This window comes from Winogradskyella sp. 3972H.M.0a.05 (genome assembly GCF_040493455.1).
Lineage (GTDB): Bacteria > Bacteroidota > Bacteroidia > Flavobacteriales > Flavobacteriaceae > Microcosmobacter.
This window is the reverse complement of the sequence record NZ_JANFDA010000002.1, coordinates 668660-693318: the sequence shown is the minus strand read 5'-3', so window position 1 is coordinate 693318 and position 24659 is coordinate 668660. Positions and strand designations below refer to the sequence as shown.

Here is a 24659-nt window from a genome sequence, read left to right as displayed (position 1 = left end):
TTGTAATGTCTCATTTGTTAGAATAAATGCTAAATATTCACAATTTATCTATTGCTTTTCAAGGCGAATATTTATTTCAAGATATAACGTTCAAGCTAGGTCTTGGAGATAGAGTTGGACTTATCGGAAAGAATGGCGCAGGGAAGTCTACAATGCTCAAGATTATAGCTAAGGAACAAGAATATGATTCTGGGCAAATTGCTATGGATAAAGAGCTGAGTATTGGATTTTTGAAGCAAGACATTGATTTCGTTTACGGAAGAACTGTCTTAGAAGAATCGTATGAAGCATTTACAGAAATCAAGGCATTAGAAGCTAAAATGGAATCTATCAACCAGCAATTGGCTGAGCGTACAGATTACGATAGCGAGTCTTACAACCAATTGATGATAGACCTCAATGATGTTCAGCATAAATATGAAATTATAGGTGGTTACAATTATCAAGGTGATACAGAGAAGGTACTTCATGGATTGGGTTTCAAAAGAGAGGATTTCAATAAGCTTACAGATACATTTTCTGGAGGTTGGCGTATGCGTATAGAACTGGCAAAGCTATTACTACAGAGTAATGATATTCTTTTACTCGATGAGCCGACTAACCATTTAGATATTGAATCGATAATATGGTTAGAACAATTCCTTAAGAATTATCCTGGAGCTGTTGTCATAGTATCGCACGACAAAATGTTTTTGGATAATGTCACTAATCGTACCATTGAAATTTCTTTGGGAAGAATCTATGATTATAACAAGCCCTATTCAAAATACTTGATTCTAAGAGAAGAAATTAAAGCACAACAAATTGCTGCCCAAAAGAATCAAGAGAAGCATATTCAGCATACCGAGAAACTTATTGAGAAATTTAGAGCCAAAGCCTCTAAAGCGTCTATGGCACAATCCTTAATAAAGAAGCTCGATAAAATTGATAGAATTGAAGTAGACCAAGAAGACAATAGCGTCATGACTTTAAACTTTCCTGTATCCATCACACCAGGAAAAGTAGTTATAGAAGGGCAAGGTGTTTCAAAGAATTATGGACCACTTCAAGTACTATCAAAAGTAGATTTGCTAATCGAGAGAGATTCAAAAACAGCTTTTGTTGGGCAAAATGGACAAGGAAAATCTACTTTAGCCAAGGTTATTGTTGGCGAGATTGAACACGAAGGAACGCTCAATCTAGGGCATAATGTACAACTGGGATATTTTGCGCAGAATCAGGCTGAATATCTAGATGGTTCTAAAACCGTCTTAGACACGATGATTGATGCTGCTAATGAAACTAATCGAACCAAAGTAAGAGATATCCTTGGCGCCTTTTTGTTTAGAGGTGATGAAGTAGATAAATACGTTAGAGTATTGTCTGGTGGTGAACGAAACAGACTAGCTTTGGCAAAACTATTACTCCAGCCATTTAATGTACTCATCATGGATGAGCCTACCAATCACTTAGACATTAAATCCAAGAATGTACTCAAAGAGGCGTTGAAGAAATTCGAAGGCACTTTGATTCTGGTCTCTCACGATCGCGATTTTCTACAAGGCTTAACTAACAAAGTTTACGAATTCAAAGATCAAAAGATTAAAGAATATCTAGGCGATATTGATTATTATTTGGAGCAACGAAATGTTGAAAACCTGCGAGAAGTCGAAAAGAGAACTGTAATAGCTGATGCTCCTAAGCAAAGTAATAAGCAATCTTACGAAGCACAGAAACAGCTAAAATCACTTAATAACAAGCTGAGTAAAGTTGAATCTAAGATTAATGAGTTAGAAAAGGCAGTAAAGAACATGGATGTGGATTTAGCTACCAATTATGATGAAGTAGTTTCAGACCCTGATTTTTTTGATACCTACCAAGCCAAAAAAGATGAACTCGAAAACCTTATGCTAGATTGGGAAGCCATTCAAGAGGAGATTGATAGTTTATCTTAATAGGGTATTTTTCTTATTCCATAGATTTTTTATCTTCGCTCAATGCGTGAGAATTTTCTGTATTTTTTATGGAAACATAAAAAGTTTAATCTATTCAATTTACAAACCACTCAAGGTGAATCTTTACTAATAAAGTCAGTTGGTGCACATAACCAAAACTCTGGACCAGACTTTTTTAATGCACAGTTGCGAATCAATGATCAATTATGGGCTGGCAATGTAGAGATGCATGTTAAATCGAGCGATTGGTATCTACACAAACATGAAAACGATTCTGCTTACGATAATGTAATCCTTCATGTCGTTTGGGAACACGATACTGAAGTGTACAGAAAAGACAATTCAGAAATACCGACGCTAGTGTTAAAGGATTATGTTAGTCCAATAGTATTAGGTAACTATCACGAGTTATTTTCAAAAAAGCTAAAGTGGATCAATTGTGAAAATGATTTTCCAACAATAGATGATTTTGTATTACATAATTGGCTCGAACATCTATATATAGAACGACTTCAAGGAAAAGCCACATTAATCGAAGGTTTACTTAAGGGATCGAATAACAACTGGGAAGCTGTATTGTTTCTAATGTTGGCTAAGAACTTTGGTTCAAAGATCAATGGCGAACCATTTTTGAGCTTAGCTAAATCATTCGATTTTTCAATACTAAGAAAAGTCAGTTCTAATGCATTGCAATTAGAAGCTTTATTCTATGGACAAGCAGGTTTATTGAACAATGATATTGAAGATTCTTACCTACTTAGTTTGAAAAAAGAATATAGGTTTTTAGTTCAAAAGTTCCAGTTAGATAATTCAGGCGTTATGCCAGTACAATTTTTTAGGTTAAGACCGCCAAATTTCCCTACAATAAGACTATCACAACTAGCCTCATTGTATCATATTCACCTCAATGTATTTTCTAAGATTATAGATACTATACAAAAAGAAGAGTTTTACGAGATATTTAAAGTAACGGCATCTAACTACTGGGATACACATTATAATTTTGGCAAAGTATCTAAATCTTCGAAGAAGACCTTAACAAAATCCTTTATTGATTTAATACTCGTAAATACTGTAATACCTATAAAATTTGCTTACAATCGCTTTTTGGGTAAAAATTCTGAGGAGGATATTTTGAAGCTAATCTCTGAAATAGCTCCTGAAAAGAATTCGATTTTAGAACAATTTGAGAAGTTAAAAACGATGAACGAATCAGCATTAGAATCACAAGCTTTAATTCAATTAAAAACAGAATACTGCAATAAGCACAAGTGTCTAGAATGTGCTATAGGAAATTCCATTTTAAAAGGTTGAGGCATTACATAAAAATACCTAAATTGCATCTATGAACATCTTCTACAGGTTATTGCTCTATTTTCAGAAACACGGTTATTATGTATGCCAGCGTATTGCAGATAGGATAGGAATTAGAGCTAAAGTAGTGAGGACATCGTTTATGTATTTGACCTTTGTAACCTTGGGATTTGGCTTTGCATTATATCTCTTTATAGCCTTTTGGATGCGAATAAAAGACTTAGTATATACAAAACGAACTTCAGTTTTTGATTTATGACCAACCCTCTCATTAGATTATTTCGCTCTAAGATGTACACAGCAGTAATGCTGCTACTTATCTTGCTATGTATAGGTGTTTTAGGGTTTAGATTTATATCAGGCTATACATGGATCGATGCGATATACATGACGGTCATTACCATTACTACCGTAGGATTTGGAGAAGTTCAGCCATTAGACGAATTCTCTAAGATATTCACTATTTTTTTGATTTTAACTAGTGTTATCATCTTAGGATATGCTATCAAGGTAATCACTGAGTATATATTGAGTAAAAATAATATTGAAGAACTAAAACAAAAGAAGATGCAAAAGAAGATCGATGCTATGTCCAATCACATTATTATATGTGGTTATGGTAGAAATGGTAAACAAGCAGTGAAGAAACTTTTGGCTCACAAGAAACCTTTTGTCGTTATTGAAAAGGATAAAGAAATTGTAGATAAATTTCGAAGCGAGTCCGTACCGATGATAACAGGAAATGCCAATGAAGATGAAACACTCTTGATTGCTGGTGTCGAAAGAGCCAACACTTTGATTTCTGCATTACCAAACGATGCCGACAATCTTTTCGTTGTACTTTCAGCTCGACAGATCAATAAGGAGATGTGTATCATTAGTAGAGCATCACAAGAAACATCATATGACAAATTGAAATTAGCAGGAGCTAACAATGTAATACTACCAGATAAAATAGGAGGCGATCATATGGCGTCATTGGTTGTGGTGCCAGATTTAATAGAGTTTATCGATAATCTATCTATTGTAGGAGAAGGAAATATTAATATTGAAGAAGTAGCTGTTGAGCAGCTCTATGACCCAAAAGAAGTAAAGACAATTAGTGAATTGGATCTTCGTAGAAAGACGGGATGCACAGTTATTGGCTTCAAATCCGAAGAAGGAGATTATATGGTTAATCCTGAAGCTAATGTGGAACTGATACCAAATTCTAAAATCATTGTTCTAGGGCGACCAGAGCAAATACAAAAGTTAAATTCCGTGTATAATATTGAAACCTAAAGCGCCTTTTTAACGCGCTAGGTTTTAAAAACTCGATATTTTTTAGCATCTTGTCAACTTGTAAACAAAAACTAACTAATACTTTTACAATGAAGAAAGCTTTTCTTTCAATCTTTGCCCTATTACTACCCCTTTTGAATTTTGCGCAGGAAACTGAAGATGTTGGACTTGACCAAAAGATAGACCAAGCATTTCAACCAGTTTCAGATTTTTTCAATAACGTCATTTTCTTTAACGTTTGGAAAGATCCTAATATACCATTTGTACTAGTCCTTTTAGTAGGTAGTGCATTGTTCTTTACCATATACTTTGGTTTCCCAAACATTAGACATTTTTGGACAGCAATCAATGTGGTAAGAGGGAAGTATGATGATGTAGACCACGCAGTTGTAGAACCAGCCTATGGTGATTCTACACCAGGAGGAGACTCAATAGAAACGATCAGAGATGAGAGCAAAGATGGAGAAGTAAGTCACTTTCAAGCCTTGGCAACAGCAGTATCAGGAACCGTTGGTAACGGTAATATTGCAGGTGTAGCATTGGCAATAGCATTAGGAGGACCTGGAGCAACGTTTTGGATGATTATTTGTGGACTATTAGGAATGTCAACAAAATTCGTAGAATGTACCTTAGGTGTTCAGTATAGAGATGTAGGTGAAGATGGAACAGTCTATGGAGGACCTATGTACTATATCAGTAAAGGTTTAAAAGAGAAAGGCTTCCAAACTCTTGGTAAGATTGCAGCAGTAGTATTTGCATTCTTCTGTATTGGAGGATCTTTTGGAGGTGGAAACGCGGCACAATCAAACCAAGCAACTATCGTAATTAAAGAACTTTTAGGTTGGGAAAGTACTGCTGCAGGAGCCATTATAGGAGTCGTGTTAGCACTTGTGGTTGGTATCATTATTATTGGAGGGATTAAGCGTATTGCTTCAGTAACAGAGAAAGTTGTGCCTTTTATGGCTGTGATGTATATCATAGCTTGTCTGTATATCATCTTTAGCAACTTTGGTTTAATAGATGATGCAATAGGTGTTATTATAGATCAGGCATTCAATCCAAAAGCTATAGGTGTTGGTAGTGTTATTGGAGTCTTGTTAGTAGGATTCCAAAGAGCAGCATTCTCTAACGAAGCAGGTGCGGGTTCTGCGTCTATTGCACACTCTGCAGTAAAGACTAAGTATTCTGCTTCTGAAGGTTTAGTAGCATTATTAGAGCCATTCATTGATACAGTAGTAATATGTACAATGACAGCACTAGTAATTATCATCTTTAACTTTGGTGGTGTATTCGAATATGGAGGAGATGGTACAGGAGGTGTACTTATAGATGGACTTCGTTACGAAGGTGCAGGTATTACATCAAAAGCTTTTGCCGAATATATCCCTTACTCTAATGTATTCCTTACGATAGCCGTGGTATTATTTGCAGTATCAACAATGATATCTTGGTCGTATTATGGATTACAATCTTGGAAGTTCTTGTTCGGTAGAGGAAAAAGAGCTGACCTTACTTACAAAGTAATATTCTGTGTATTTGTAGTGATAGGTGCAGCAGCAAGTATGAAATCTATTTGGGCATTCTCAGACGCAATGATATTTGCGATGATATTCCCTAACATGATTGGTCTGTATTTCTTATTCCCTGTGGTTAAGAAACAACTCAACAGATATATGGAAGCTATTAAATCAAATAAATCATAAAATACCTTTTTAAGTAGAAATAGTATTTAATTGAAATATCACATACGATCCCATTTCAGGTTTAGTAACAAACAACGAAGTGGGATTTTTTTATTGCTTGCTACTATTGTCGTTCTTCAATTGACAATTTATGTTGTAAGTAACACAGCAGAAGATTTTGAAAAGGATAATGAAAAGCTGAAGGCGTTCAGATCCGAAATAGATTCCCTAAAGACGCTGGCACTTCAAGATAAAGCACCTGAAATTTATCCTTTCAACCCTAACTTTATAACAGACTATAAAGGGTATACGCTTGGTATGACTAACGAAGAGATTGATAGGTTACTTGAGTTTAGAAAGAAAGATCAATGGATAAACTCAACAAGGCAATTTCAGCAAGTCACAAAAGTATCCGATTCTCTATTAGCCAAGATTTCGCCATTATTCAAATTTCCAGATTGGGTTACAAACCCAAAACCAAAGAAGCAGTATAGATCATATTCTAATGATAAATCAAAAACTTTTGAGCAAAAGAAGGACTTAAATACAGCCACTGCGGAAGAACTTAAAACAGTAAATGGCCTTGGCGATAAATTATCACAACGAATTGTAAAGTATAGAAAACGATTAGGAGGATTTAGCTCAGAAGAACAGTTGAATGAAGTCTATGGGCTTTCAGGAGAAGTGATAAATAACATCAAAAAAGATTTCGCGCTCAAAACACCAAAGAAGATAGTAAAGGTTGATCTTAATGTTGCCACTTCAGAAGAATTAGTAAAGATTCCACATATAGATTATGAAATAGCACATAATATTATAGAGCAAAGAACACTAAGAGAGGGGTATAAATCGTTAGATGAATTAACAAAAGTTAAGGAGTTCCCAGTAGACAAATTTGAGATAATTAAGCTATATTTGAAGCTCCAACAAATTGATTAATGATGAACAGCATGTACTTCACTGAAGAGCATCAACTATTTAGAGAAAGCTTACAAGAATTTTTACAAAAAGAAGTCGTTCCACATATTGAAAAGTGGGAAGAAACGGGTACTATAGAACGTTTTATCTGGAATAAGTTTGGCGAGATGGGTTATTTTGGTTTGGCCTATCCAGAAGCTTATGGCGGATTAGATTTAGATTTATTTTATACAGTTATCCTACTCGAAGAACTTCAAAAAATAAATTCTGGTGGATTTGCTGCAGCCATGTGGGCTCATGCCTATTTAGCAATGACGCATCTTAATAAAGAAGGCAATCACGATATCAAAGAACGCTATTTAGCACCAAGCATCTCAGGTGAGATGATAGGGTGCCTTTGTGTTACAGAACCATTTGGCGGAAGTGATGTGGCTGGTATGAGAACCACTGCCGTAAAAGATGGAGATCATTATATTATTAATGGGTCCAAAACATTCATCACCAATGGTGTGTATAGCGATTATATGGTCGTGGCAGCAAAAACTAATCCTGAACTAGGAAACAAAGGGATTAGCATGTTTGTCATCGATAGTAATGCTCCAGGAGTCTCTGCTACTAAGTTAGACAAACTAGGTTGGAGAGCTTCAGATACAGCTGAAATCGCTTTCGATAATGTGAAAGTACCAGCTAGCAATTTGATGGGAGAAGAAGGAAAAGGTTTTCCATACATTATGCAGCATTTTGCGTTAGAACGCTTGGTGATGGGAATCAATGCACATGCTAGAGCCGAATATGCTCTAGAATATACGCAGCAATATATGTCTGAACGTACTACTTTTGGAAACAAATTGGATACCTATCAGGCTTTAAGACATAGATTTGTGGATCTGTATGCAGATATGCAAATATGTAAGAATTATAATTATATGGTAGCTGATGCCTTGGATAAAGGAGAATATGTTGTTGAAGAAGCAACAATTTCTAAACTTAAGTCTACTAAGATGGCAGATGAGGTTGCTTATAATTGCTTACAGTTCTTAGGAGGTTACGGGTACATGGAAGAATATCCTTTGGCAAGACTATTTAGAGATAGTCGCCTTGGACCGATTGGAGGTGGAACTTCAGAAATCCTTAAGGAAATTCTTGCTAAAACGGTCATAGATAAGAAAAATTACAAACCAGCAACGTGATTATGAATAAACGCCTCAGTCTAATACTATTAACCTTATCCCTGTGTTCAGTAAGTTTGATGTTTTCTCAAACTACAATTAAGAACAAGGTTTTAGACTTTGGCACGCTAATGCCAATTGAAAGCGCCAGCGTTTACATAAAGAATACCACAACAGGAACTGTAACCAATGCCGATGGTAATTTCTTATTACAAGTTCCTGAACAATTTGTAAATGACACCCTAGTTATTTCTTCAATAGGATATACCACGTTTAAGGTTCCGATAAATGAATTTGATCAATCTTCCGAAGTTTACTTGGAAGAAGAAATCGCCGCTTTAGATGAAGTACTTCTATTAGCTGAACCAAGACCAACTGAAGGAAACGATATCGTCTTAAAAGCGCTCGACAAACTAACTGAAACCTTGCCAGACTCAGCTTATATCCAAAAAGGATTCTTAAGACACAAAGAACGAAATAAGATTGAATTTAAGTGGCTCATAGAAAGTGCTATTACTGTCTATGACTCGGGATATGCTTCAAACAGTTCTGATCATTTGAAGATAAACGTAGACCAGGTAAGAAAGAGTTACGATTTGCGAGATGTAGATAGTATATTTTCCTATACAGCATACGTTAACAGGAATAGACGTAATAAAATAAAATCTCGAAATATAGATTTTAGCAGAGTAGAAAAGTCTCAGATTACAAATGCTATTAAGTGGAATGATACTCGAATAAATGGCTTGTCTAACCTGCTTCAAGGTAAGCTTAATCTCATTCGCAATTCTAATGACTCTATAAGAGGTTTGTTTGGGAAAAACATTCTGGACAACCATCAGTTTAAACTAGATACTATCCTTGTAGACAATGAACGTAAGTTGTATAAGATTCAGATTCTAGAAGGAGAAGATTTTGTGGGCTTAGGTACGAAGGGAATTTTTAATGAAGGCTACAAAGCCAAAGGTTGGCTCTATATATATTATGACAACTACGCAATTAAGAAAATCGAATATGAATTAATTGCAGCTTCAGCAGCACAGAAGAGTAGGAGTAAGCGCCTTTTTGGTACACAAGTAAACCATAAGCTAATAGTTACTTACATTGAGTATGAAGATAAGATGTATCCCAACTACATCTATTACGAAACCCCAAAATTGGTTAATGTAGGACTGAAGTCGGATACTAAGATTAGCAAAGAAGAAGAAGAGCGATATAATAAAGAAGAGCGCTACTATTATACCATTCAGGAAATCCTGTTTACTGAGATTATATTAGATAGAGAATCTGTAAAGGAACAATTAAATACTTCAAACTGGGATCCAGATATCTTCTCACCAAAACCTTACGATAAAGTCTTCTGGAGAAACTACAATATTCTTCTAGAAAGTGAAGAGGAAGAGCAACTAATTCAAGATTTATCCAAGCGAGCAAGTTTGTTTAAGGACTAAATATTTATTTTTTTGTTTTTAAAATCTAAAATCCTTTTTATATTTGCACCCGATTTTAAAAGAGAGGAGGTTAAGAGACTATGTTAATAATCCCAATAAAAGAAGGAGAGAATATAGACAGAGCGCTAAAGCGTTTCAAAAGAAAGTTTGACAAGACTGGTACTAAGCGTGCATTACAAACTCGTAAGCAGTTTACTAAGCCTTCTGTTAAGCGTAGAGCTGAAGTACAAAAAGCACAATATATTCAGAGATTAAGAGATCAAGAAGAAGTTTAATCTTTGGTATTCAATAGAAAAATCAAAATCCTACATTTGTAGGATTTTTTTTATACTTTGTGGTTGGAATAAGGATAAATTTAGTATCTTTAATATTCACCAATTCCTAAGTATGCCTTTTAAATCGTTTTCGGATTATTTACTTCTCGAAAAAAAATATTCAACCTTAACTGTTCAGGCTTACTTAACAGATTTAAATGGGTTCAGAGAATTTAATTCAGAAAACTTTGATCAAAAGAATATAGAGAAGGTCAATTATTCGCAAATAAGGAGTTGGATTGTTCAATTAGTGGACAATGGTCTTACCAATAGAACAATAAACAGAAAAGTATCCTCACTAAATACATACTATAAATTTTTACTGAAGACGAAAACAATTTCAGCTAATCCTTTAGTTGGTCATAAGGCGTTAAAAACTAGTAAAAAACTTCAAGTTCCATTTTCAGAAAAAGAAGTTCAAGATGTTTTAGACCAATTGGCAGAGGGCGATGATTTTGTAAGCGTTCGAAATAAACTCATTGTAGAACTATTTTATGCTACCGGAATAAGACGAATAGAGTTGATCGAAATAAAAATAACCGATATTGATATTCACGGAAAAACCTTAAAAGTTTTAGGGAAGCGAAACAAAGAACGCTATATACCGTTGGTAGAATCTGTTATAAGTACAATTAATAGCTATTTAGAAGTTAGAAATACATTAGAAAATATAGAAGATAAAGACTATTTATTTCTAACAGAAAAAGGATTTAAAGTATACGAAACACTTGTTTACCGAGTTATAAATTCGTATTTTAGTATAGCATCTTCCAAGCTAAAAAGAAGTCCGCACATACTCAGACATTCTTTTGCGACCCATTTATTGAACGAAGGTGCTAACCTTAATGCAGTCAAAGAGCTTCTTGGGCACTCGAGCTTGGCTGCAACTCAGATATATACTCACAACAGTATAGCTGAGTTGAAAAAAGTGTATGAAAATGCACACCCAAGAAGTAATTAAACCTAATGTCTAACCAGAAAAAAAAGAAGTATGAAAGTAAACACACAATCGGTCAACTTCACGGCAGATAGAAAGTTGATAGACTTTATCCAAAAACGAATGGATAAGTTAGAATTATTTTATGACAAAGTAATAAAATCTGATGTGTATTTAAAAGTGGTGAATACTAGTGACAAAGAGAACAAAATTGTAGAAGCAAGAGTTAGTGTTCCAGGAGACAGTTTTATAGTAAAAAAACAATGTAAGACCTTCGAAGAAGGAGCAGATATGGCTGCTTCATCATTAGAAAGACAGCTAAAAAAACGCAAACAAAAACTTAGAGCTCATCTTTGAGAAAATTTTTCAAAAAATGTTTTGAATACAAAAATAAATCTCTACATTTGCAGTCCGTTAGAAATAGCGGACTTTTTTATTGAAAAAAAGTAAGCAAAAAAGCCGATATAGCTCAGCTGGCTAGAGCAGCTGATTTGTAATCAGCAGGTCGTGGGTTCGAGTCCCTCTATCGGCTCTAAGTTCTTATAAAACTTGAAAAAATTAATGTTGGGGAGATACTCAAGCGGCCAACGAGGACAGACTGTAAATCTGTTGTTTTTTAACTTCGCAGGTTCGAATCCTGCTCTCCCCACTAATAAAATTTAAAATTTCAAACATTAAATACCAAAATCCACTTTTTTGGAATTTGAAAATTTGAAAAATTGGAGTTTTAAATTAAATGCGGGAGTAGCTCAGTTGGTAGAGCGTCAGCCTTCCAAGCTGAATGTCGCCGGTTCGAACCCGGTCTCCCGCTCTAAAGGTCTTTGACTTTTATAGTTATGCTATAAAATTTGAACCCATACCCATAAGCCGGTGTAGCTCAGGGGTAGAGCGTTTCCTTGGTAAGGAAGAGGTCACGGGTTCAAATCCCGTCATTGGCTCTGTTTTAAGTATATAATTGAACACTAATATTAAATAAGATTAAATAATTTAAAAATGGCAAAGGAAACTTTTGATCGTTCGAAACCGCACCTTAACATAGGTACTATTGGACACGTAGATCACGGTAAGACAACTTTAACTGCTGCTATTACATCTGTATTGGCAAATGCTGGTTTATCTGAAAAGAGAGATTTCGATCAAATCGATAATGCTCCTGAAGAGAAAGAAAGAGGTATTACAATTAATACATCTCATGTTGAGTATCAAACAGCAAATCGTCACTATGCTCACGTTGACTGTCCAGGTCACGCGGATTACGTAAAGAACATGGTAACTGGTGCTGCTCAGATGGATGGTGCTATTTTAGTTGTTGCTGCTACAGACGGACCTATGCCACAAACTCGTGAGCACATCCTTTTAGGACGTCAGGTAGGTATTCCTCGTATCGTTGTATTCATGAACAAAGTGGATATGGTTGATGACGAAGAATTATTAGAATTAGTAGAAATGGAAATCAGAGACTTATTATCGTTCTACGAGTACGATGGAGATAATGGTCCTGTTATCGCTGGTTCTGCATTAGGAGCTTTAAATGGTGAGCAAAAATGGGTTGATACAGTTATGGAATTAATGGAAGCTGTTGATACTTGGATTGAGTTACCAAAGCGTGATGTTGATAAAGACTTCTTAATGCCTATCGAAGATGTATTCTCTATTACAGGTCGTGGTACTGTTGCAACTGGTCGTATTGAAACTGGTGTAGCTAACACTGGAGATCCTGTAGAGATTATCGGTATGGGTGCTGAGAAATTAACATCTACTATTACTGGAGTTGAAATGTTCCGTAAAATATTAGATAGAGGTGAAGCTGGTGATAACGTAGGTATCCTATTAAGAGGTATTGAGAAATCTGATATCTCTAGAGGTATGGTAATCGTTAAGCCTGGTTCTGTAACGCCACACAAAAAATTCAAAGCTGAGGTTTATATCCTTAAGAAAGAAGAAGGTGGTCGTCACACACCTTTCCATAACAACTATCGTCCACAGTTCTACGTACGTACAACTGACGTAACAGGTAACATTGCTTTACCTTCAGGAGTTGAGATGGTAATGCCTGGTGATAACTTAACTATCGAGGTTGAATTAATTCAGCCAATTGCAATGAACGTAGGTTTACGTTTCGCAATCCGTGAAGGTGGTAGAACAGTTGGAGCTGGTCAGGTAACTGAGATTTTAGACTAAACAATAGTTTAACCAACATATTAAGTTAAGGTATTCCAAAACGGAATACCTTGACTTGTATTTACGGGTTTAGCTCAGTTGGTAGAGCACTGGTCTCCAAAACCAGGTGTCGGGAGTTCGAGTCTCTCAACCCGTGCAAATTAAATTTATAGCTAGATATGTTAACATATATTAAAGAATCATTCGACGAATTAAAGAATCATGTGACTTGGCCAACTTGGGCAGAAGCACAAAGACTTACGGTTTTAGTTGCTGTATTCTCAATTATTTTTTCACTAGCTATTTGGGGTGTTGATACTGTTTTTAGTAAAGTAGTGAAGGCATATTTTAACTGGATAGGTTAATTAAAACAAAGAGATTAATGTCTGAAGGAAACGGAAATAAAAAATGGTATGTTGTTAGAGCTGTAAGTGGTCAGGAAAACAAAATCAAAACCTATATCGAGAATGAAATTTCAAGATTAGGTCTACAAGATTATGTTGACCAAGTATTAGTTCCTACTGAAAAAGTAATTCAAATTCGTAACGGAAAAAAAATAAACAAGGAGCGTGTTTACTTCCCTGGTTATATTATGATCCAAGCGAACTTAAGTGGAGAAATTCCACATATTATAAAGTCTATTACTAATGTGATCGGATTCTTAGGAGAAACAAAAGGAGGAGATCCTGTTCCTTTAAGACAAGCTGAAGTAAATAGAATGTTAGGTAAAGTAGATGAATTGGCTGTAGAAGCAGATGCTAATGTTAACATTCCTTACACATTAGGAGAGACTGTTAAAGTTATCGATGGACCATTCAATGGATTTGATGGAACTATTGAAAACATTAACGAAGAAAAACGTAAGCTTGAAGTAATGGTGAAAATTTTCGGAAGAAAAACACCATTAGAATTAAGCTACATGCAAGTAGAGAAAATTTAATAATTGTTACAGATAGATGGGTAGAGGTTTTTGCTTCCAATTGAAAACAACTACCAACTAAATTTTTTAAAATGGCAAAAGAACTAGACAAAGTAGTTAAGTTACAAGTTCGGGGAGGTGCTGCGAATCCATCGCCACCGGTTGGACCCGCTTTAGGTGCTGCTGGAGTCAATATCATGGAGTTCTGTAAGCAGTTTAATGCTAGAACCCAAGATAAACCTGGTAAAGTTTTACCAGTAGTGATTTCTGTTTACAAAGACAAATCTTTTGAATTTGTAATCAAAACTCCTCCAGCTGCAGTACAATTATTAGAAGCGGCCAAAGTAAAAAAAGGATCCGGTGAACCGAACCGTAGAAAAGTTGCAAAAGTAACTTGGGATCAAGTGAAGACAATTGCTGAAGACAAAATGCAAGATTTAAATGCATTTACAATCGAATCTGCTATGAAAATGGTAGCTGGTACAGCAAGGTCTATGGGTATCACTGTTAAAGGAGGTGAAGCTCCAAACTAAATTTTTTGAAATGGCAAGATTAACAAAAAAGCAAAAAGAAGCAAGAGCTAAAGTTGATAGAAACAAGCTTTACTCTTTAGAAGAAGCTTCAGCTTTACTAAAAGAAATCACATACACAAAGTTTGATGCATCTGTTGATTTAGCTGTACGTTTAGGAGTAGATCCTCGTAAAGCAAATCAAATGGTACGTGGTGTTGTTTCTTTACCTCATGGTACTGGTAAAGACATGAAGGTTTTAGCATTAGTGACTCCAGATAAGGAAGCTGAGGCTAAAGAAGCTGGTGCTGATTATGTAGGTTTAGATGAATACCTACAGAAGATAAAAGACGGTTGGACAGATGTTGATGTTATCATCACTATGCCAAGTGTAATGGGTAAATTAGGACCATTAGGTAGAGTATTAGGACCAAGAGGTTTAATGCCAAACCCTAAGACTGGTACAGTTACAATGGATGTAGCTAAAGCTGTTAGCGAAGTAAAAGCTGGTAAAATTGACTTTAAAGTTGATAAGACAGGAATTGTTCATGCACCAATAGGAAAAGCATCATTTAGTGCTGAAAAACTAGTTGGAAATGCAGAAGAATTACTTTCTACACTTATGAAGTTAAAGCCTACTGCTGCTAAAGGTACTTACATGAAGAGCATCTTTATGTCAAGTACAATGAGTCCAAGTATCGCTATTGACCCTAAAATTAATTAGTAGAGTAGTTAAAACTTTTATATTATGACAAGAGAAGAAAAATCACTAGTAATTGAAGAGTTAACTGCTCAATTAGCAGATAATACAAATATCTATTTAACAGATATTTCTGGATTGGACGCAATTAGCACTTCAAATTTACGTCGCGCTTGTTTTAAAGCCAACGTAAAATTAGCAGTAGTTAAAAATACATTACTAGAAAAAGCTATGGAAGCTTCTGATAAAGATTTCGGGGAACTTCCTACAACTTTAAAAGGTAACACTTCTGTAATGTATTCAGAAACTGGTAATGCTCCTGCAAAAGTAATTAAGGCTTTCAGAAAGAAATCAGAAAAACCTTTATTAAAAGGTGCTTTCATCGAAGAGTCTATTTACATTGGAGATGAGCAATTAGATGCCTTAGTAGACATTAAGTCTAGAGAAGAACTTATCGGAGAGATTGTTGGATTACTTCAATCGCCTGCTAAGAATGTTATCTCTGCACTTCAGTCTGGAGGTGGAAAATTATCAGGTATCTTAAAAACATTATCCGAGAAAGAAGGATAATCAATAAGTACGCACTTAAAACAAATAATAAATTACAAAACACGATTTAAAACGATAGAAAAATGGCAGATTTAAAAGATTTCGCAGAACAATTAGTTAACCTTACAGTAAAAGAAGTAAATGAGTTAGCTGATATCTTAAAAGAAGAATACGGTATTGAGCCTGCTGCAGCAGCAGTAGCAGTTGCTGGTCCAGCAGCTGGTGGAGGTGGAGATGCAGGTGAAGAAAAAACTGAATTCGACGTAATCCTTAAAGCAGCTGGTGGTTCTAAATTAGCAGTTGTAAAACTAGTTAAAGAATTAACTGGACTTGGCCTTAAAGATGCTAAGGAGTTAGTAGATAGCGCTCCAAAAGCAATCAAAGAAGGTGTTTCTAAAGACGAAGCTGAAGGCTTAAAATCTTCTTTAGAAGAAGCTGGAGCAGAAGTTGAGCTTAAGTAAGCTCAGCCTTAGCCTACAAGACATGGTTTAGGTCTGGAGTTAGACTCCAAGACCTAAACCCTTTTGTGTATATGAAAGTATCGTATACACTACATTATTTTTTTAATAAAAATCTCGTTCATCGATGTTAGCAAAAACAGCTGAAAGAATTAATTTCTCGTCTATTGTAAATAGAACAGATTACCCAGACTTTTTGGATATTCAGATCAAATCCTTCCAGGATTTTTTCCAATTAGAGACTAAATCAGAAGAAAGAGGAAACGAAGGTTTATACAATACCTTCATGGAAAACTTCCCTATTACGGACACACGTAACCAGTTCGTTTTAGAGTTTCTAGATTATTTTATTGATCCACCTAGATACACGATTGAAGAGTGTATAGAAAGAGGATTAACATACAGTGTACCTTTAAAAGCAAGGTTGAAGTTATATTGTACAGACCCTGAACATGAGGATTTCGAAACCATTGTACAGGATGTGTACTTAGGAACTATTCCTTACATGACACCAAGTGGAACATTCGTAATCAACGGTGCAGAGCGTGTTGTTGTATCACAGTTACACAGATCTCCAGGTGTATTCTTTAGTCAATCATTCCATGCCAATGGAACCAAATTATATTCTGCAAGAGTAATACCTTTCAAAGGTTCTTGGATAGAATTTGCAACAGATATCAATAGCGTGATGTACGCATATATTGATAGAAAGAAAAAATTACCAGTTACTACATTATTTAGAGCGATTGGTTTTGAGCGCGATAAAGACATTCTTGAAATATTCGACTTAGCAGAAGAAGTAAAAGTATCTAAGTCTGGATTAAAGAAAGTTATTGGTCGCAAATTAGCTGCACGTGTATTGAATACATGGCACGAAGATTTCGTAGATGAAGATACAGGTGAAGTTGTTTCTATCGAGCGTAACGAGATTGTACTTGATCGTGATACAATCATCGACAAGGAAAACATCGAAGAGATATTAGAAGCAGGTGCTAAAACAATTCTTTTACACAAAGAAGAAAGTCAATCAGCAGACTATGCGATTATTCACAATACGCTTCAAAAAGACCCTACAAACTCTGAAAAAGAAGCTGTAGAGCATATCTATAGACAACTTCGTAATGCTGAACCACCAGATGAGGAAACAGCACGTGGTATTATAGATAAATTATTCTTCTCAGATCAACGTTACAACTTAGGTGAAGTTGGTCGTTACAGAATGAACAAGAAATTAGGTCTTGATATCGATATGGATAAGAAAATCTTAACCAAAGAAGATATCATTACCATCATAAAATATTTAATTGAGCTTATCAACTCTAAAGCAGAGATTGATGATATCGATCACTTATCTAACCGTCGTGTTAGAACTGTTGGTGAACAATTATCATCTCAGTTTGGTGTTGGTTTAGCGCGTATGGCACGTACCATAAGAGAACGTATGAACGTTCGTGATAATGAGGTCTTTACACCAATCGATTTGATTAATGCTAAAACATTATCATCGGTAATTAACTCATTCTTTGGTACAAACCAATTATCTCAGTTCATGGATCAAACTAATCCATTAGCAGAGATTACACACAAACGTCGTTTATCAGCTTTAGGACCTGGAGGACTTTCAAGAGAAAGAGCAGGTTTCGAGGTTCGTGACGTTCACTATACGCACTACGGAAGATTATGTCCTATCGAAACACCAGAAGGACCAAACATTGGTTTGATTTCCTCACTATCTGTATATGCAAAAGTGAATTCAATGGGATTCATCGAAACACCGTACAGAAAATCAGTTGATGGAGTTGTAGATATTAAAGGAGAACCAACTTACTTAAGTGCAGAAGAAGAGGAAGAGAAGATGATTGCGCAAGCAAACATTGAAGTAGATGAAAAAGGTAAGATCCTTCACGATAAAGTAATTGCTCGTGAAGAAGGTGACTTCCCAGTAGTATCTCCAACTGAGATTCATTACACTGATGTTGCACCAAACCAGATTGCTTCTATTTCAGCATCATTAATTCCTTTCTTAGAGCATGATGATGCAAACCGTGCTTTGATGGGATCTAACATGATGCGTCAGGCAGTACCATTATTACGCCCACAATCCCCAATTGTTGGAACTGGATTAGAGCGTCAAGTAGCTTCAGATTCTAGAGTATTGATTAATGCTGAAGGAGCGGGTACAGTAGAGTATGTAGATGCAGATAAGATTGTAATTAAGTACAAGCGTACAGACGAAGAAGCTATGGTAAGCTTTGATAGTGATACCAAAGAATATTCGTTAGTGAAATTCCGTAAGACTAACCAAGGTACTTCAATCAACCTTAAAGCAATCGTTAAGAAAGGCGACAATGTTGAAAAAGGGCAAGTACTTTGTGAAGGTTATGCAACTCAAGAAGGAGAGCTAGCTCTTGGACGAAACATGAAGGTAGCCTTCATGCCTTGGAAAGGGTACAACTTTGAGGATGCGATCGTTATTTCAGAAAAAGTAGTTAGAGACGATATCTTTACATCTATTCATATCGATGAGTACTCTCTAGAAGTAAGAGATACTAAACTTGGTAATGAAGAATTGACTAACGACATACCAAATGTTTCAGAAGAGGCAACAAAAGACCTTGATGAAAATGGTATGATTCGTATTGGAGCAGAGATTAAGCCAGGTGATATCTTAATTGGTAAGATTACACCAAAAGGTGAAAGCGATCCTACTCCAGAAGAGAAGCTTTTACGTGCAATCTTCGGTGATAAAGCAGGAGATGTAAAAGATGCTTCATTAAAAGCTTCACCGTCATTGAATGGTGTTGTTATTGACAAGAAGTTATTCGCAAGAGCAATTAAAGATAAGCGTAAGAGAGCACAAGATAAAGAAGATATCGAAGCACTAGAAAATCTTTACGATAAGCGCTTTGATGATCTTAAAGATATCTTAGTTGAAAAACTATTTACAATTGTAAATGGTAAAACAGCTCAAGGAATCTATAATGATCTTGGAGAAGAAATCATTCCAAAAGGAAAGAAATATACATTAAAGATGTTGAATGCTGTTGATGATTACACGCATTTAACTTCAGGTAAATGGACTACTGACGATAAGACTAATGAACTAGTTAAAGACTTAATCCACAATTACAAGATTAAGGAAAACGACCTTCAAGGATCTTTACGTCGCGAGAAGTTTACTATTTCTGTAGGAGATGAATTACCTTCAGGAATCATCAAGCTTGCTAAAGTTTACATTGCTAAAAAACGTAAACTAAAAGTAGGTGATAAGATGGCAGGACGTCACGGTAACAAAGGTATTGTTGCTCGTATCGTTCGTCAAGAAGATATGCCATTCTTAGAAGACGGAACTCCAGTAGATATTGTATTGAATCCACTTGGTGTACCATCTCGTATGAACATTGGTCAGATCTATGAAACAGTATTAGGTTGGGCAGGTCAGAATTTAGGTCAGAAGTATGCAACACCAATTTTTGATGGAGCAACACTAGACCAAATTAATGAATTGACTGACGAAGCTGGAGTACCAAGATTTGGTCATACATACTTATATGATGGAGGAACAGGTGAGCGTTTTGATCAAGCTGCAACAGTAGGTGTTATTTATATGATTAAACTAGGTCATATGATTGACGATAAGATGCACGCACGTTCTATTGGTCCTTACTCATTAATTACGCAACAGCCTCTTGGTGGTAAAGCACAATTTGGTGGTCAGCGTTTTGGAGAGATGGAAGTTTGGGCACTTGAAGCTTATGGAGCATCAAGTACCTTACGTGAGATCCTTACTGTAAAATCTGATGATGTTATTGGTAGAGCCAAGACTTACGAAGCAATCGTAAAAGGTGAGCCAATGCCAGAACCAGGATTACCAGAATCATTCAATGTATTGATGCACGAACTTAAAGGTCTTGGATTAGACATCAGATTAGAAGAGTAAAACGTAAAATTTATTTCAACCATATATTATGGCAAGAAAACAAGATAAGAATACAGTACAGAAATTCAACAAGATTTCTATTGGTTTAGCCTCTCCAGAGTCAGTATTAGCTGCATCTCGTGGTGAAGTATTAAAACCAGAAACTATTAATTATCGAACTCACAAACCAGAACGAGATGGTTTGTTCTGTGAGCGTATTTTTGGTCCTGTAAAGGATTTTGAATGTGCTTGTGGTAAATATAAAAGAATCCGTTACAAAGGTATTGTTTGTGACCGTTGTGGTGTAGAAGTAACAGAAAAGAAAGTACGTAGAGATAGAGTAGGACACATTAACCTTGTAGTTCCTGTAGCACATATCTGGTATTTCCGTTCGTTACCAAACAAAATAGGTTACCTTCTTGGATTACCATCTAAGAAGTTAGATATGATCATTTATTATGAGCGTTATGTGGTAATTCAGCCAGGTAGTGCCATGAATGCAGAAGGAGAGCCTGTTCAAAAAATGGATTTCTTAACAGAAGAAGAATACCTAAATATTCTTGAAACACTTCCACAAGAAAACCAATATTTAGAAGATACAGATCCAAATAAATTCATCGCTAAAATGGGAGCAGAATGCTTAATTGACCTTTTAGCAAGAATAGATTTAGATGCCTTATCATACGATTTAAGACACAAAGCAAATAACGAAACGTCTAAGCAACGTAAAACAGAAGCATTAAAGCGTCTACAAGTTGTTGAAGCGTTTAGAGAATCTAACTTAAACAGAGAAAACAGACCAGAGTGGATGATCATGAAGGCTGTTCCTGTTATTCCACCAGAATTGAGACCATTAGTACCATTAGATGGTGGACGTTTTGCGACTTCAGATCTTAATGACTTGTATCGTCGTGTAATTATCAGAAACAATCGTTTAAAACGTTTAGTTGAAATCAAAGCTCCAGAAGTAATCTTACGTAACGAAAAGCGTATGCTTCAAGAGTCTGTAGATTCACTATTCGATAACACACGTAAGTCATCTGCAGTTAAAACAGATTCTAACAGACCATTAAAATCACTTTCAGATTCATTAAAAGGTAAGCAAGGACGTTTCCGTCAAAACTTACTAGGTAAGCGTGTAGATTACTCAGCACGTTCGGTAATTGTCGTTGGACCAGAATTGAAGTTATTTGAATGCGGTCTTCCAAAAAATATGGCAGCAGAGCTTTACAAGCCTTTCATAATTAGAAAATTAATCGAAAGAGGTATTGTAAAAACTGTAAAATCTGCCAAGAAAATTATTGATAGAAAAGAGCCTGTAGTTTGGGATATCTTAGAAAATGTTCTTAAAGGACATCCAGTATTACTAAACCGTGCTCCTACGCTACATAGACTTGGTATTCAAGCATTCCAACCTAAGCTTATCGAAGGTAAAGCAATTCAGTTACACCCATTAGTATGTACTGCATTCAACGCCGATTTCGATGGTGACCAGATGGCTGTGCATTTACCACTTGGACCAGAAGCTATTCTAGAAGCACAATTGTTGATGTTAGCATCACACAATATCTTGAATCCAGCTAACGGTTCTCCTGTAACTGTACCATCTCAGGATATGGTTCTTGGATTATACTATATGACTAAAGAGCGTAAGTCTACTCCAGAAGTTCCAATCAAAGGAGAAGGATTAACATTCTACTCTCCAGAAGAGGTAATTATAGCTTACAATGAGAAGCAAGTAGATCTTAATGCTGGTATCAAAGTAAGAACAAAAGACTTTAATGAAGAAGGTGAATTAACAACACAACTTATTGAAACTACAGTAGGACGTGTGTTATTCAATGAACAAGTACCTGAAGCAGCTGGCTATATCAATACGGTATTAACTAAGAAAGCACTTAGAGATATCATTGGTGATATTTTAAAAGCTACTAGTGTACCAGAAACAGCTGAGTTCTTAGACCAGATTAAGACTTTAGGATATAAGTTTGCATTTAAGGGTGGTTTATCTTTCAGTTTAGGAGATATTATTATTCCTGAAGAAAAACAAACTTTAATTAGTGCTGCAAATAAACAAGTAGACGGTATTATAGGAAACTATAACATGGGTCTTATTACTAATAACGAACGTTACAACCAGGTTATTGATATCTGGACTTCTACAAATGCAGAATTGACAGAGATGTCTATGAAGCGTATTAGTGAAGACCAACAAGGATTCAACTCAGTATATATGATGCTTGATTCTGGAGCTCGTGGATCTAAAGAACAGATTCGTCAGCTTACAGGTATGCGTGGACTGATGGCGAAACCTAAAAAATCTAATGCTGGAGGTGGAGAAATTATTGAAAACCCAATTCTTTCTAACTTTAAAGAAGGACTTTCAATCTTAGAATACTTTATCTCTACTCACGGTGCTCGTAAAGGTCTTGCCGATACAGCACTTAAGACTGCCGATGCAGGTTACTTAACACGTCGTTTAGTAGATGTATCTCAAGACGTAATTGTATACCAAGAAGATTGTGGTACACTTAGAGGTATTGAAGTATCATCTCTTAAGAAGAATGATGAGGTTGTTGAAAAACTTCAAGATAGAATTGTTGGACGTACATCATTAAATGATGTCTACAATCCGTTGACTGAAGAATTGATGGTAGAAGCTGGTGGTCATATTACTGACGAAGTGGCTAAGAAAATCCAAGATTCTCCAATCGATACTATCGAAGTACGTTCTCCATTAACGTGTGAGGCTAAGAAAGGTATCTGTGTGAAGTGTTACGGACGTAACCTTGCTACAGGTAAGATGGTACAAAGAGGAGAGGCTGTTGGTGTTGTAGCAGCACAGTCTATCGGTGAACCTGGTACACAGCTTACACTACGTACGTTCCACGTTGGTGGTGTAGCAACAAATATCTCTGAAGAAAACAAGCTTGCTGTTAAGTTTGATGGTATAGCTGAGATCGAAGACCTTAAAACGGTAAAAGGTGTTGATGGAAATGGAGAAGAAATAGATATCGTTATTTCTCGTACTTCTGAGATTAAGTTAGTAGATGCTAAGACAGGAATTGTTTTAAGTACTAATAACATACCTTACGGTTCTACGATCTATATTAAGAACAAAGCCAAGCTTAAGAAGGGTGATGTTGTCTGCGAATGGGATCCATTCAACGGTGTAATTATCTCTGAATTTGCTGGTAAGGTTCGTTTTGAAAATATAGAACAAGGTGTTACTTATAGAATTGAAATCGATGAACAAACTGGTTTCCAAGAAAAAGTAATTTCTGAATCTAGAAATAAGAAATTAATCCCAACACTTCATGTCGAAAACTCTAAAGGTGAAGTAATGCGTTCTTACAACCTACCAGTTGGTGCTCACCTTATGATTAATGATGGAGAAGATATTAATGTTGGTAAGATCTTAGTTAAGATTCCTCGTAAATCTGCTAAAGCAGGTGATATTACTGGTGGTCTTCCTCGTGTAACAGAATTATTCGAAGCACGTAACCCATCTAATCCAGCTGTAGTAAGCGAGATTGATGGTGTAGTATCATTTGGTAAGATTAAGAGAGGTAATAGAGAAATCATTATTGAGTCTAAGACTGGAGATATTAAGAAGTACTTAGTGAAATTATCTAATCAAATTCTTGTACAAGAAAATGATTATGTAAAAGCTGGTATGCCATTATCTGATGGTTCTATCACGCCAAACGATATTTTAAATATCAAAGGCCCATCTGCAGTACAGCAATACTTAGTAAACGAAGTACAGGAAGTATATCGTTTACAAGGTGTGAAGATTAACGATAAACACTTCGAAGTTGTTGTAAGACAGATGATGCGTAAAGTAAGAATCATCGATTCTGGGGATACGATTTTCTTAGAAAATCAGCTTGTACATAAGTCTGACTTTATTGAGGAAAATGATGCTATCTTCGGAATGAAGGTTATTGAAGAAGCAGGAGATTCTGAAAATCTTAAAGCAGGACAGATTGTTACATCGAGAGACCTTAGAGACGAAAATTCTTTACTGAAGAGAGAAGACAAGCAAGTTGTTGTTGCTAGAGATGCTAGACCAGCTACTGCGACTCCTATCTTACAAGGAATTACGAGAGCATCACTTCAAACTAAATCATTTATCTCAGCAGCTTCCTTCCAGGAAACAACTAAGGTTCTTAACGAAGCAGCTGTAAATGGTAAAGTAGATACCTTAGAAGGACTTAAGGAAAATGTTATTGTTGGTCATAGAATTCCTGCAGGAACAGGAGTTAGAGACTATGATAGTATAATCGTTGGTTCTAAAGAGGAATTTGATGAAATGATGAAGGCTAAAGAAGAAATGAACTATAATTAATACGATTTTAGACCTCAATATTAGAGTGTAAAATCAAATTAATATGATATAAAAGCCTTCTTGTACATAGTTACTAGAAGGCTTTTTAATTTAT

20 protein-coding genes and 5 tRNA genes are annotated in these 24659 nt (G+C 35.7%); all 25 read left to right on the top strand.

Annotated features, from left to right (window positions below; genetic code table 11):
* The first annotated feature begins 26 nt into the window (after window positions 1-26).
* The 25 genes from NCE97_RS06735 (at window position 27) to rpoC (ending at window position 24565) form a co-directional block, all read left to right on the top strand.
* Window positions 27-1934 (top strand): ABC-F family ATP-binding cassette domain-containing protein, encoded by a 1908-nt coding sequence (locus NCE97_RS06735; RefSeq protein ID WP_353778200.1) that lies wholly within the window; start codon window positions 27-29, stop codon window positions 1932-1934.
* Between the two features lie 42 nt (window positions 1935-1976).
* On the top strand, window positions 1977-3248 hold the full coding sequence (locus NCE97_RS06730) for a DUF2851 family protein (RefSeq protein ID WP_353778199.1): 1272 nt from the start codon (window positions 1977-1979) through the stop codon (window positions 3246-3248).
* A 31-nt stretch (window positions 3249-3279) separates the two neighbouring features.
* A complete protein-coding gene (locus NCE97_RS06725; protein ID WP_353778198.1) occupies window positions 3280-3507 on the top strand; it encodes a PspC domain-containing protein in 228 nt (75 codons plus the stop codon).
* On the top strand, window positions 3504-4529 hold the full coding sequence (locus NCE97_RS06720) for a potassium channel family protein (RefSeq protein WP_353778197.1): 1026 nt from the start codon (window positions 3504-3506) through the stop codon (window positions 4527-4529). The genes NCE97_RS06725 and NCE97_RS06720 overlap by 4 nt, the downstream gene beginning before the upstream one ends.
* Before the next feature lie 89 nt (window positions 4530-4618).
* Window positions 4619-6232, top strand: a complete 1614-nt coding sequence (locus NCE97_RS06715) for an alanine/glycine:cation symporter family protein (protein ID WP_353778196.1) — start codon at window positions 4619-4621, stop codon at window positions 6230-6232.
* Window positions 6233-6262: 30 nt separating this feature from the next.
* Window positions 6263-7150: a ComEA family DNA-binding protein gene (locus tag NCE97_RS06710; RefSeq protein WP_353778195.1), complete on the top strand. Its 888-nt coding sequence runs from the start codon at window positions 6263-6265 to the stop codon at window positions 7148-7150.
* A 2-nt stretch (window positions 7151-7152) separates the two neighbouring features.
* On the top strand, window positions 7153-8319 hold the full coding sequence (locus tag NCE97_RS06705) for an acyl-CoA dehydrogenase family protein (protein ID WP_353778271.1): 1167 nt from the start codon (window positions 7153-7155) through the stop codon (window positions 8317-8319).
* Between the two features lie 2 nt (window positions 8320-8321).
* Window positions 8322-9749 (top strand): carboxypeptidase-like regulatory domain-containing protein, encoded by a 1428-nt coding sequence (locus NCE97_RS06700; protein ID WP_353778194.1) that lies wholly within the window; start codon window positions 8322-8324, stop codon window positions 9747-9749.
* Between the two features lie 80 nt (window positions 9750-9829).
* On the top strand, window positions 9830-10024 hold the full coding sequence (gene rpsU, locus NCE97_RS06695; RefSeq protein ID WP_353778193.1) for a 30S ribosomal protein S21: 195 nt from the start codon (window positions 9830-9832) through the stop codon (window positions 10022-10024).
* A gap of 112 nt (window positions 10025-10136) precedes the next feature.
* A complete protein-coding gene (locus NCE97_RS06690; RefSeq protein WP_353778192.1) occupies window positions 10137-11024 on the top strand; it encodes a tyrosine-type recombinase/integrase in 888 nt (295 codons plus the stop codon).
* A gap of 30 nt (window positions 11025-11054) precedes the next feature.
* Entirely contained in the window at window positions 11055-11357 is a 303-nt protein-coding gene (gene hpf / locus NCE97_RS06685) for a ribosome hibernation-promoting factor, HPF/YfiA family (RefSeq protein WP_353778191.1), read from the top strand.
* A gap of 101 nt (window positions 11358-11458) precedes the next feature.
* A tRNA-Thr gene (locus NCE97_RS06680) sits at window positions 11459-11532 on the top strand.
* A gap of 34 nt (window positions 11533-11566) precedes the next feature.
* Window positions 11567-11649, top strand: a tRNA-Tyr gene (locus tag NCE97_RS06675).
* Window positions 11650-11738: 89 nt separating this feature from the next.
* Window positions 11739-11811: transfer RNA gene (locus NCE97_RS06670), tRNA-Gly, on the top strand.
* Window positions 11812-11866: 55 nt separating this feature from the next.
* Window positions 11867-11938, top strand: a tRNA-Thr gene (locus NCE97_RS06665).
* 55 nt (window positions 11939-11993) lie between these two features.
* Window positions 11994-13181 carry an elongation factor Tu gene (gene tuf / locus NCE97_RS06660; protein WP_353778190.1) on the top strand — a complete coding sequence of 396 codons (1188 nt, stop codon included), beginning with the start codon at window positions 11994-11996 and terminating at the stop codon, window positions 13179-13181.
* A 63-nt stretch (window positions 13182-13244) separates the two neighbouring features.
* Window positions 13245-13317, top strand: a tRNA-Trp gene (locus NCE97_RS06655).
* Window positions 13318-13339: 22 nt separating this feature from the next.
* The gene (gene secE, locus NCE97_RS06650) at window positions 13340-13525 is read left to right on the top strand and encodes a preprotein translocase subunit SecE (protein ID WP_353778189.1); all 186 of its coding nucleotides are present in this window, start codon (window positions 13340-13342) and stop codon (window positions 13523-13525) included.
* Window positions 13526-13542: 17 nt separating this feature from the next.
* Window positions 13543-14100 carry a transcription termination/antitermination protein NusG gene (nusG, locus tag NCE97_RS06645; RefSeq protein ID WP_353778188.1) on the top strand — a complete coding sequence of 186 codons (558 nt, stop codon included), beginning with the start codon at window positions 13543-13545 and terminating at the stop codon, window positions 14098-14100.
* A gap of 71 nt (window positions 14101-14171) precedes the next feature.
* Entirely contained in the window at window positions 14172-14612 is a 441-nt protein-coding gene (rplK, locus tag NCE97_RS06640) for a 50S ribosomal protein L11 (RefSeq protein ID WP_353778187.1), read from the top strand.
* A gap of 10 nt (window positions 14613-14622) precedes the next feature.
* Window positions 14623-15312, top strand: coding sequence for a 50S ribosomal protein L1 (rplA, locus tag NCE97_RS06635; RefSeq protein WP_353778186.1), 690 nt, complete (start codon window positions 14623-14625; stop codon window positions 15310-15312).
* Window positions 15313-15336: 24 nt separating this feature from the next.
* The gene (gene rplJ, locus NCE97_RS06630) at window positions 15337-15858 is read left to right on the top strand and encodes a 50S ribosomal protein L10 (protein WP_353778185.1); all 522 of its coding nucleotides are present in this window, start codon (window positions 15337-15339) and stop codon (window positions 15856-15858) included.
* A 62-nt stretch (window positions 15859-15920) separates the two neighbouring features.
* The gene (rplL, locus tag NCE97_RS06625; protein WP_353778184.1) at window positions 15921-16298 is read left to right on the top strand and encodes a 50S ribosomal protein L7/L12; all 378 of its coding nucleotides are present in this window, start codon (window positions 15921-15923) and stop codon (window positions 16296-16298) included.
* Window positions 16299-16422: 124 nt separating this feature from the next.
* Complete coding sequence (rpoB, locus tag NCE97_RS06620) at window positions 16423-20235, top strand: DNA-directed RNA polymerase subunit beta (protein ID WP_353778183.1); 3813 nt, start codon at window positions 16423-16425, stop codon at window positions 20233-20235.
* 28 nt (window positions 20236-20263) lie between these two features.
* On the top strand, window positions 20264-24565 hold the full coding sequence (gene rpoC, locus NCE97_RS06615; protein ID WP_353778182.1) for a DNA-directed RNA polymerase subunit beta': 4302 nt from the start codon (window positions 20264-20266) through the stop codon (window positions 24563-24565).
* Window positions 24566-24659 lie beyond the last annotated feature (94 nt).

Excerpts from the sequence above, each read along its gene's own strand:
- NCE97_RS06735 (WP_353778200.1), top strand. The coding sequence starts at position 27 with ATGCTAAATATTCACAATTTATCTATTGCTTTTCAAGGCGAATATTTA.
- NCE97_RS06730 (WP_353778199.1), top strand. The coding sequence starts at position 1,977 with ATGCGTGAGAATTTTCTGTATTTTTTATGGAAACATAAAAAGTTTAAT.
- NCE97_RS06725 (WP_353778198.1), top strand. The coding sequence starts at position 3,280 with ATGAACATCTTCTACAGGTTATTGCTCTATTTTCAGAAACACGGTTAT.
- NCE97_RS06720 (WP_353778197.1), top strand. The coding sequence starts at position 3,504 with ATGACCAACCCTCTCATTAGATTATTTCGCTCTAAGATGTACACAGCA.
- NCE97_RS06715 (WP_353778196.1), top strand. The coding sequence starts at position 4,619 with ATGAAGAAAGCTTTTCTTTCAATCTTTGCCCTATTACTACCCCTTTTG.
- NCE97_RS06705 (WP_353778271.1), top strand. The coding sequence starts at position 7,153 with ATGAACAGCATGTACTTCACTGAAGAGCATCAACTATTTAGAGAAAGC.
- NCE97_RS06700 (WP_353778194.1), top strand. The coding sequence starts at position 8,322 with ATGAATAAACGCCTCAGTCTAATACTATTAACCTTATCCCTGTGTTCA.
- rpsU (WP_353778193.1), top strand. The coding sequence starts at position 9,830 with ATGTTAATAATCCCAATAAAAGAAGGAGAGAATATAGACAGAGCGCTA.
- NCE97_RS06690 (WP_353778192.1), top strand. The coding sequence starts at position 10,137 with ATGCCTTTTAAATCGTTTTCGGATTATTTACTTCTCGAAAAAAAATAT.
- hpf (WP_353778191.1), top strand. The coding sequence starts at position 11,055 with ATGAAAGTAAACACACAATCGGTCAACTTCACGGCAGATAGAAAGTTG.
- tuf (WP_353778190.1), top strand. The coding sequence starts at position 11,994 with ATGGCAAAGGAAACTTTTGATCGTTCGAAACCGCACCTTAACATAGGT.
- secE (WP_353778189.1), top strand. The coding sequence starts at position 13,340 with ATGTTAACATATATTAAAGAATCATTCGACGAATTAAAGAATCATGTG.
- nusG (WP_353778188.1), top strand. The coding sequence starts at position 13,543 with ATGTCTGAAGGAAACGGAAATAAAAAATGGTATGTTGTTAGAGCTGTA.
- rplK (WP_353778187.1), top strand. The coding sequence starts at position 14,172 with ATGGCAAAAGAACTAGACAAAGTAGTTAAGTTACAAGTTCGGGGAGGT.
- rplA (WP_353778186.1), top strand. The coding sequence starts at position 14,623 with ATGGCAAGATTAACAAAAAAGCAAAAAGAAGCAAGAGCTAAAGTTGAT.
- rplJ (WP_353778185.1), top strand. The coding sequence starts at position 15,337 with ATGACAAGAGAAGAAAAATCACTAGTAATTGAAGAGTTAACTGCTCAA.
- rplL (WP_353778184.1), top strand. The coding sequence starts at position 15,921 with ATGGCAGATTTAAAAGATTTCGCAGAACAATTAGTTAACCTTACAGTA.
- rpoB (WP_353778183.1), top strand. The coding sequence starts at position 16,423 with ATGTTAGCAAAAACAGCTGAAAGAATTAATTTCTCGTCTATTGTAAAT.
- rpoC (WP_353778182.1), top strand. The coding sequence starts at position 20,264 with ATGGCAAGAAAACAAGATAAGAATACAGTACAGAAATTCAACAAGATT.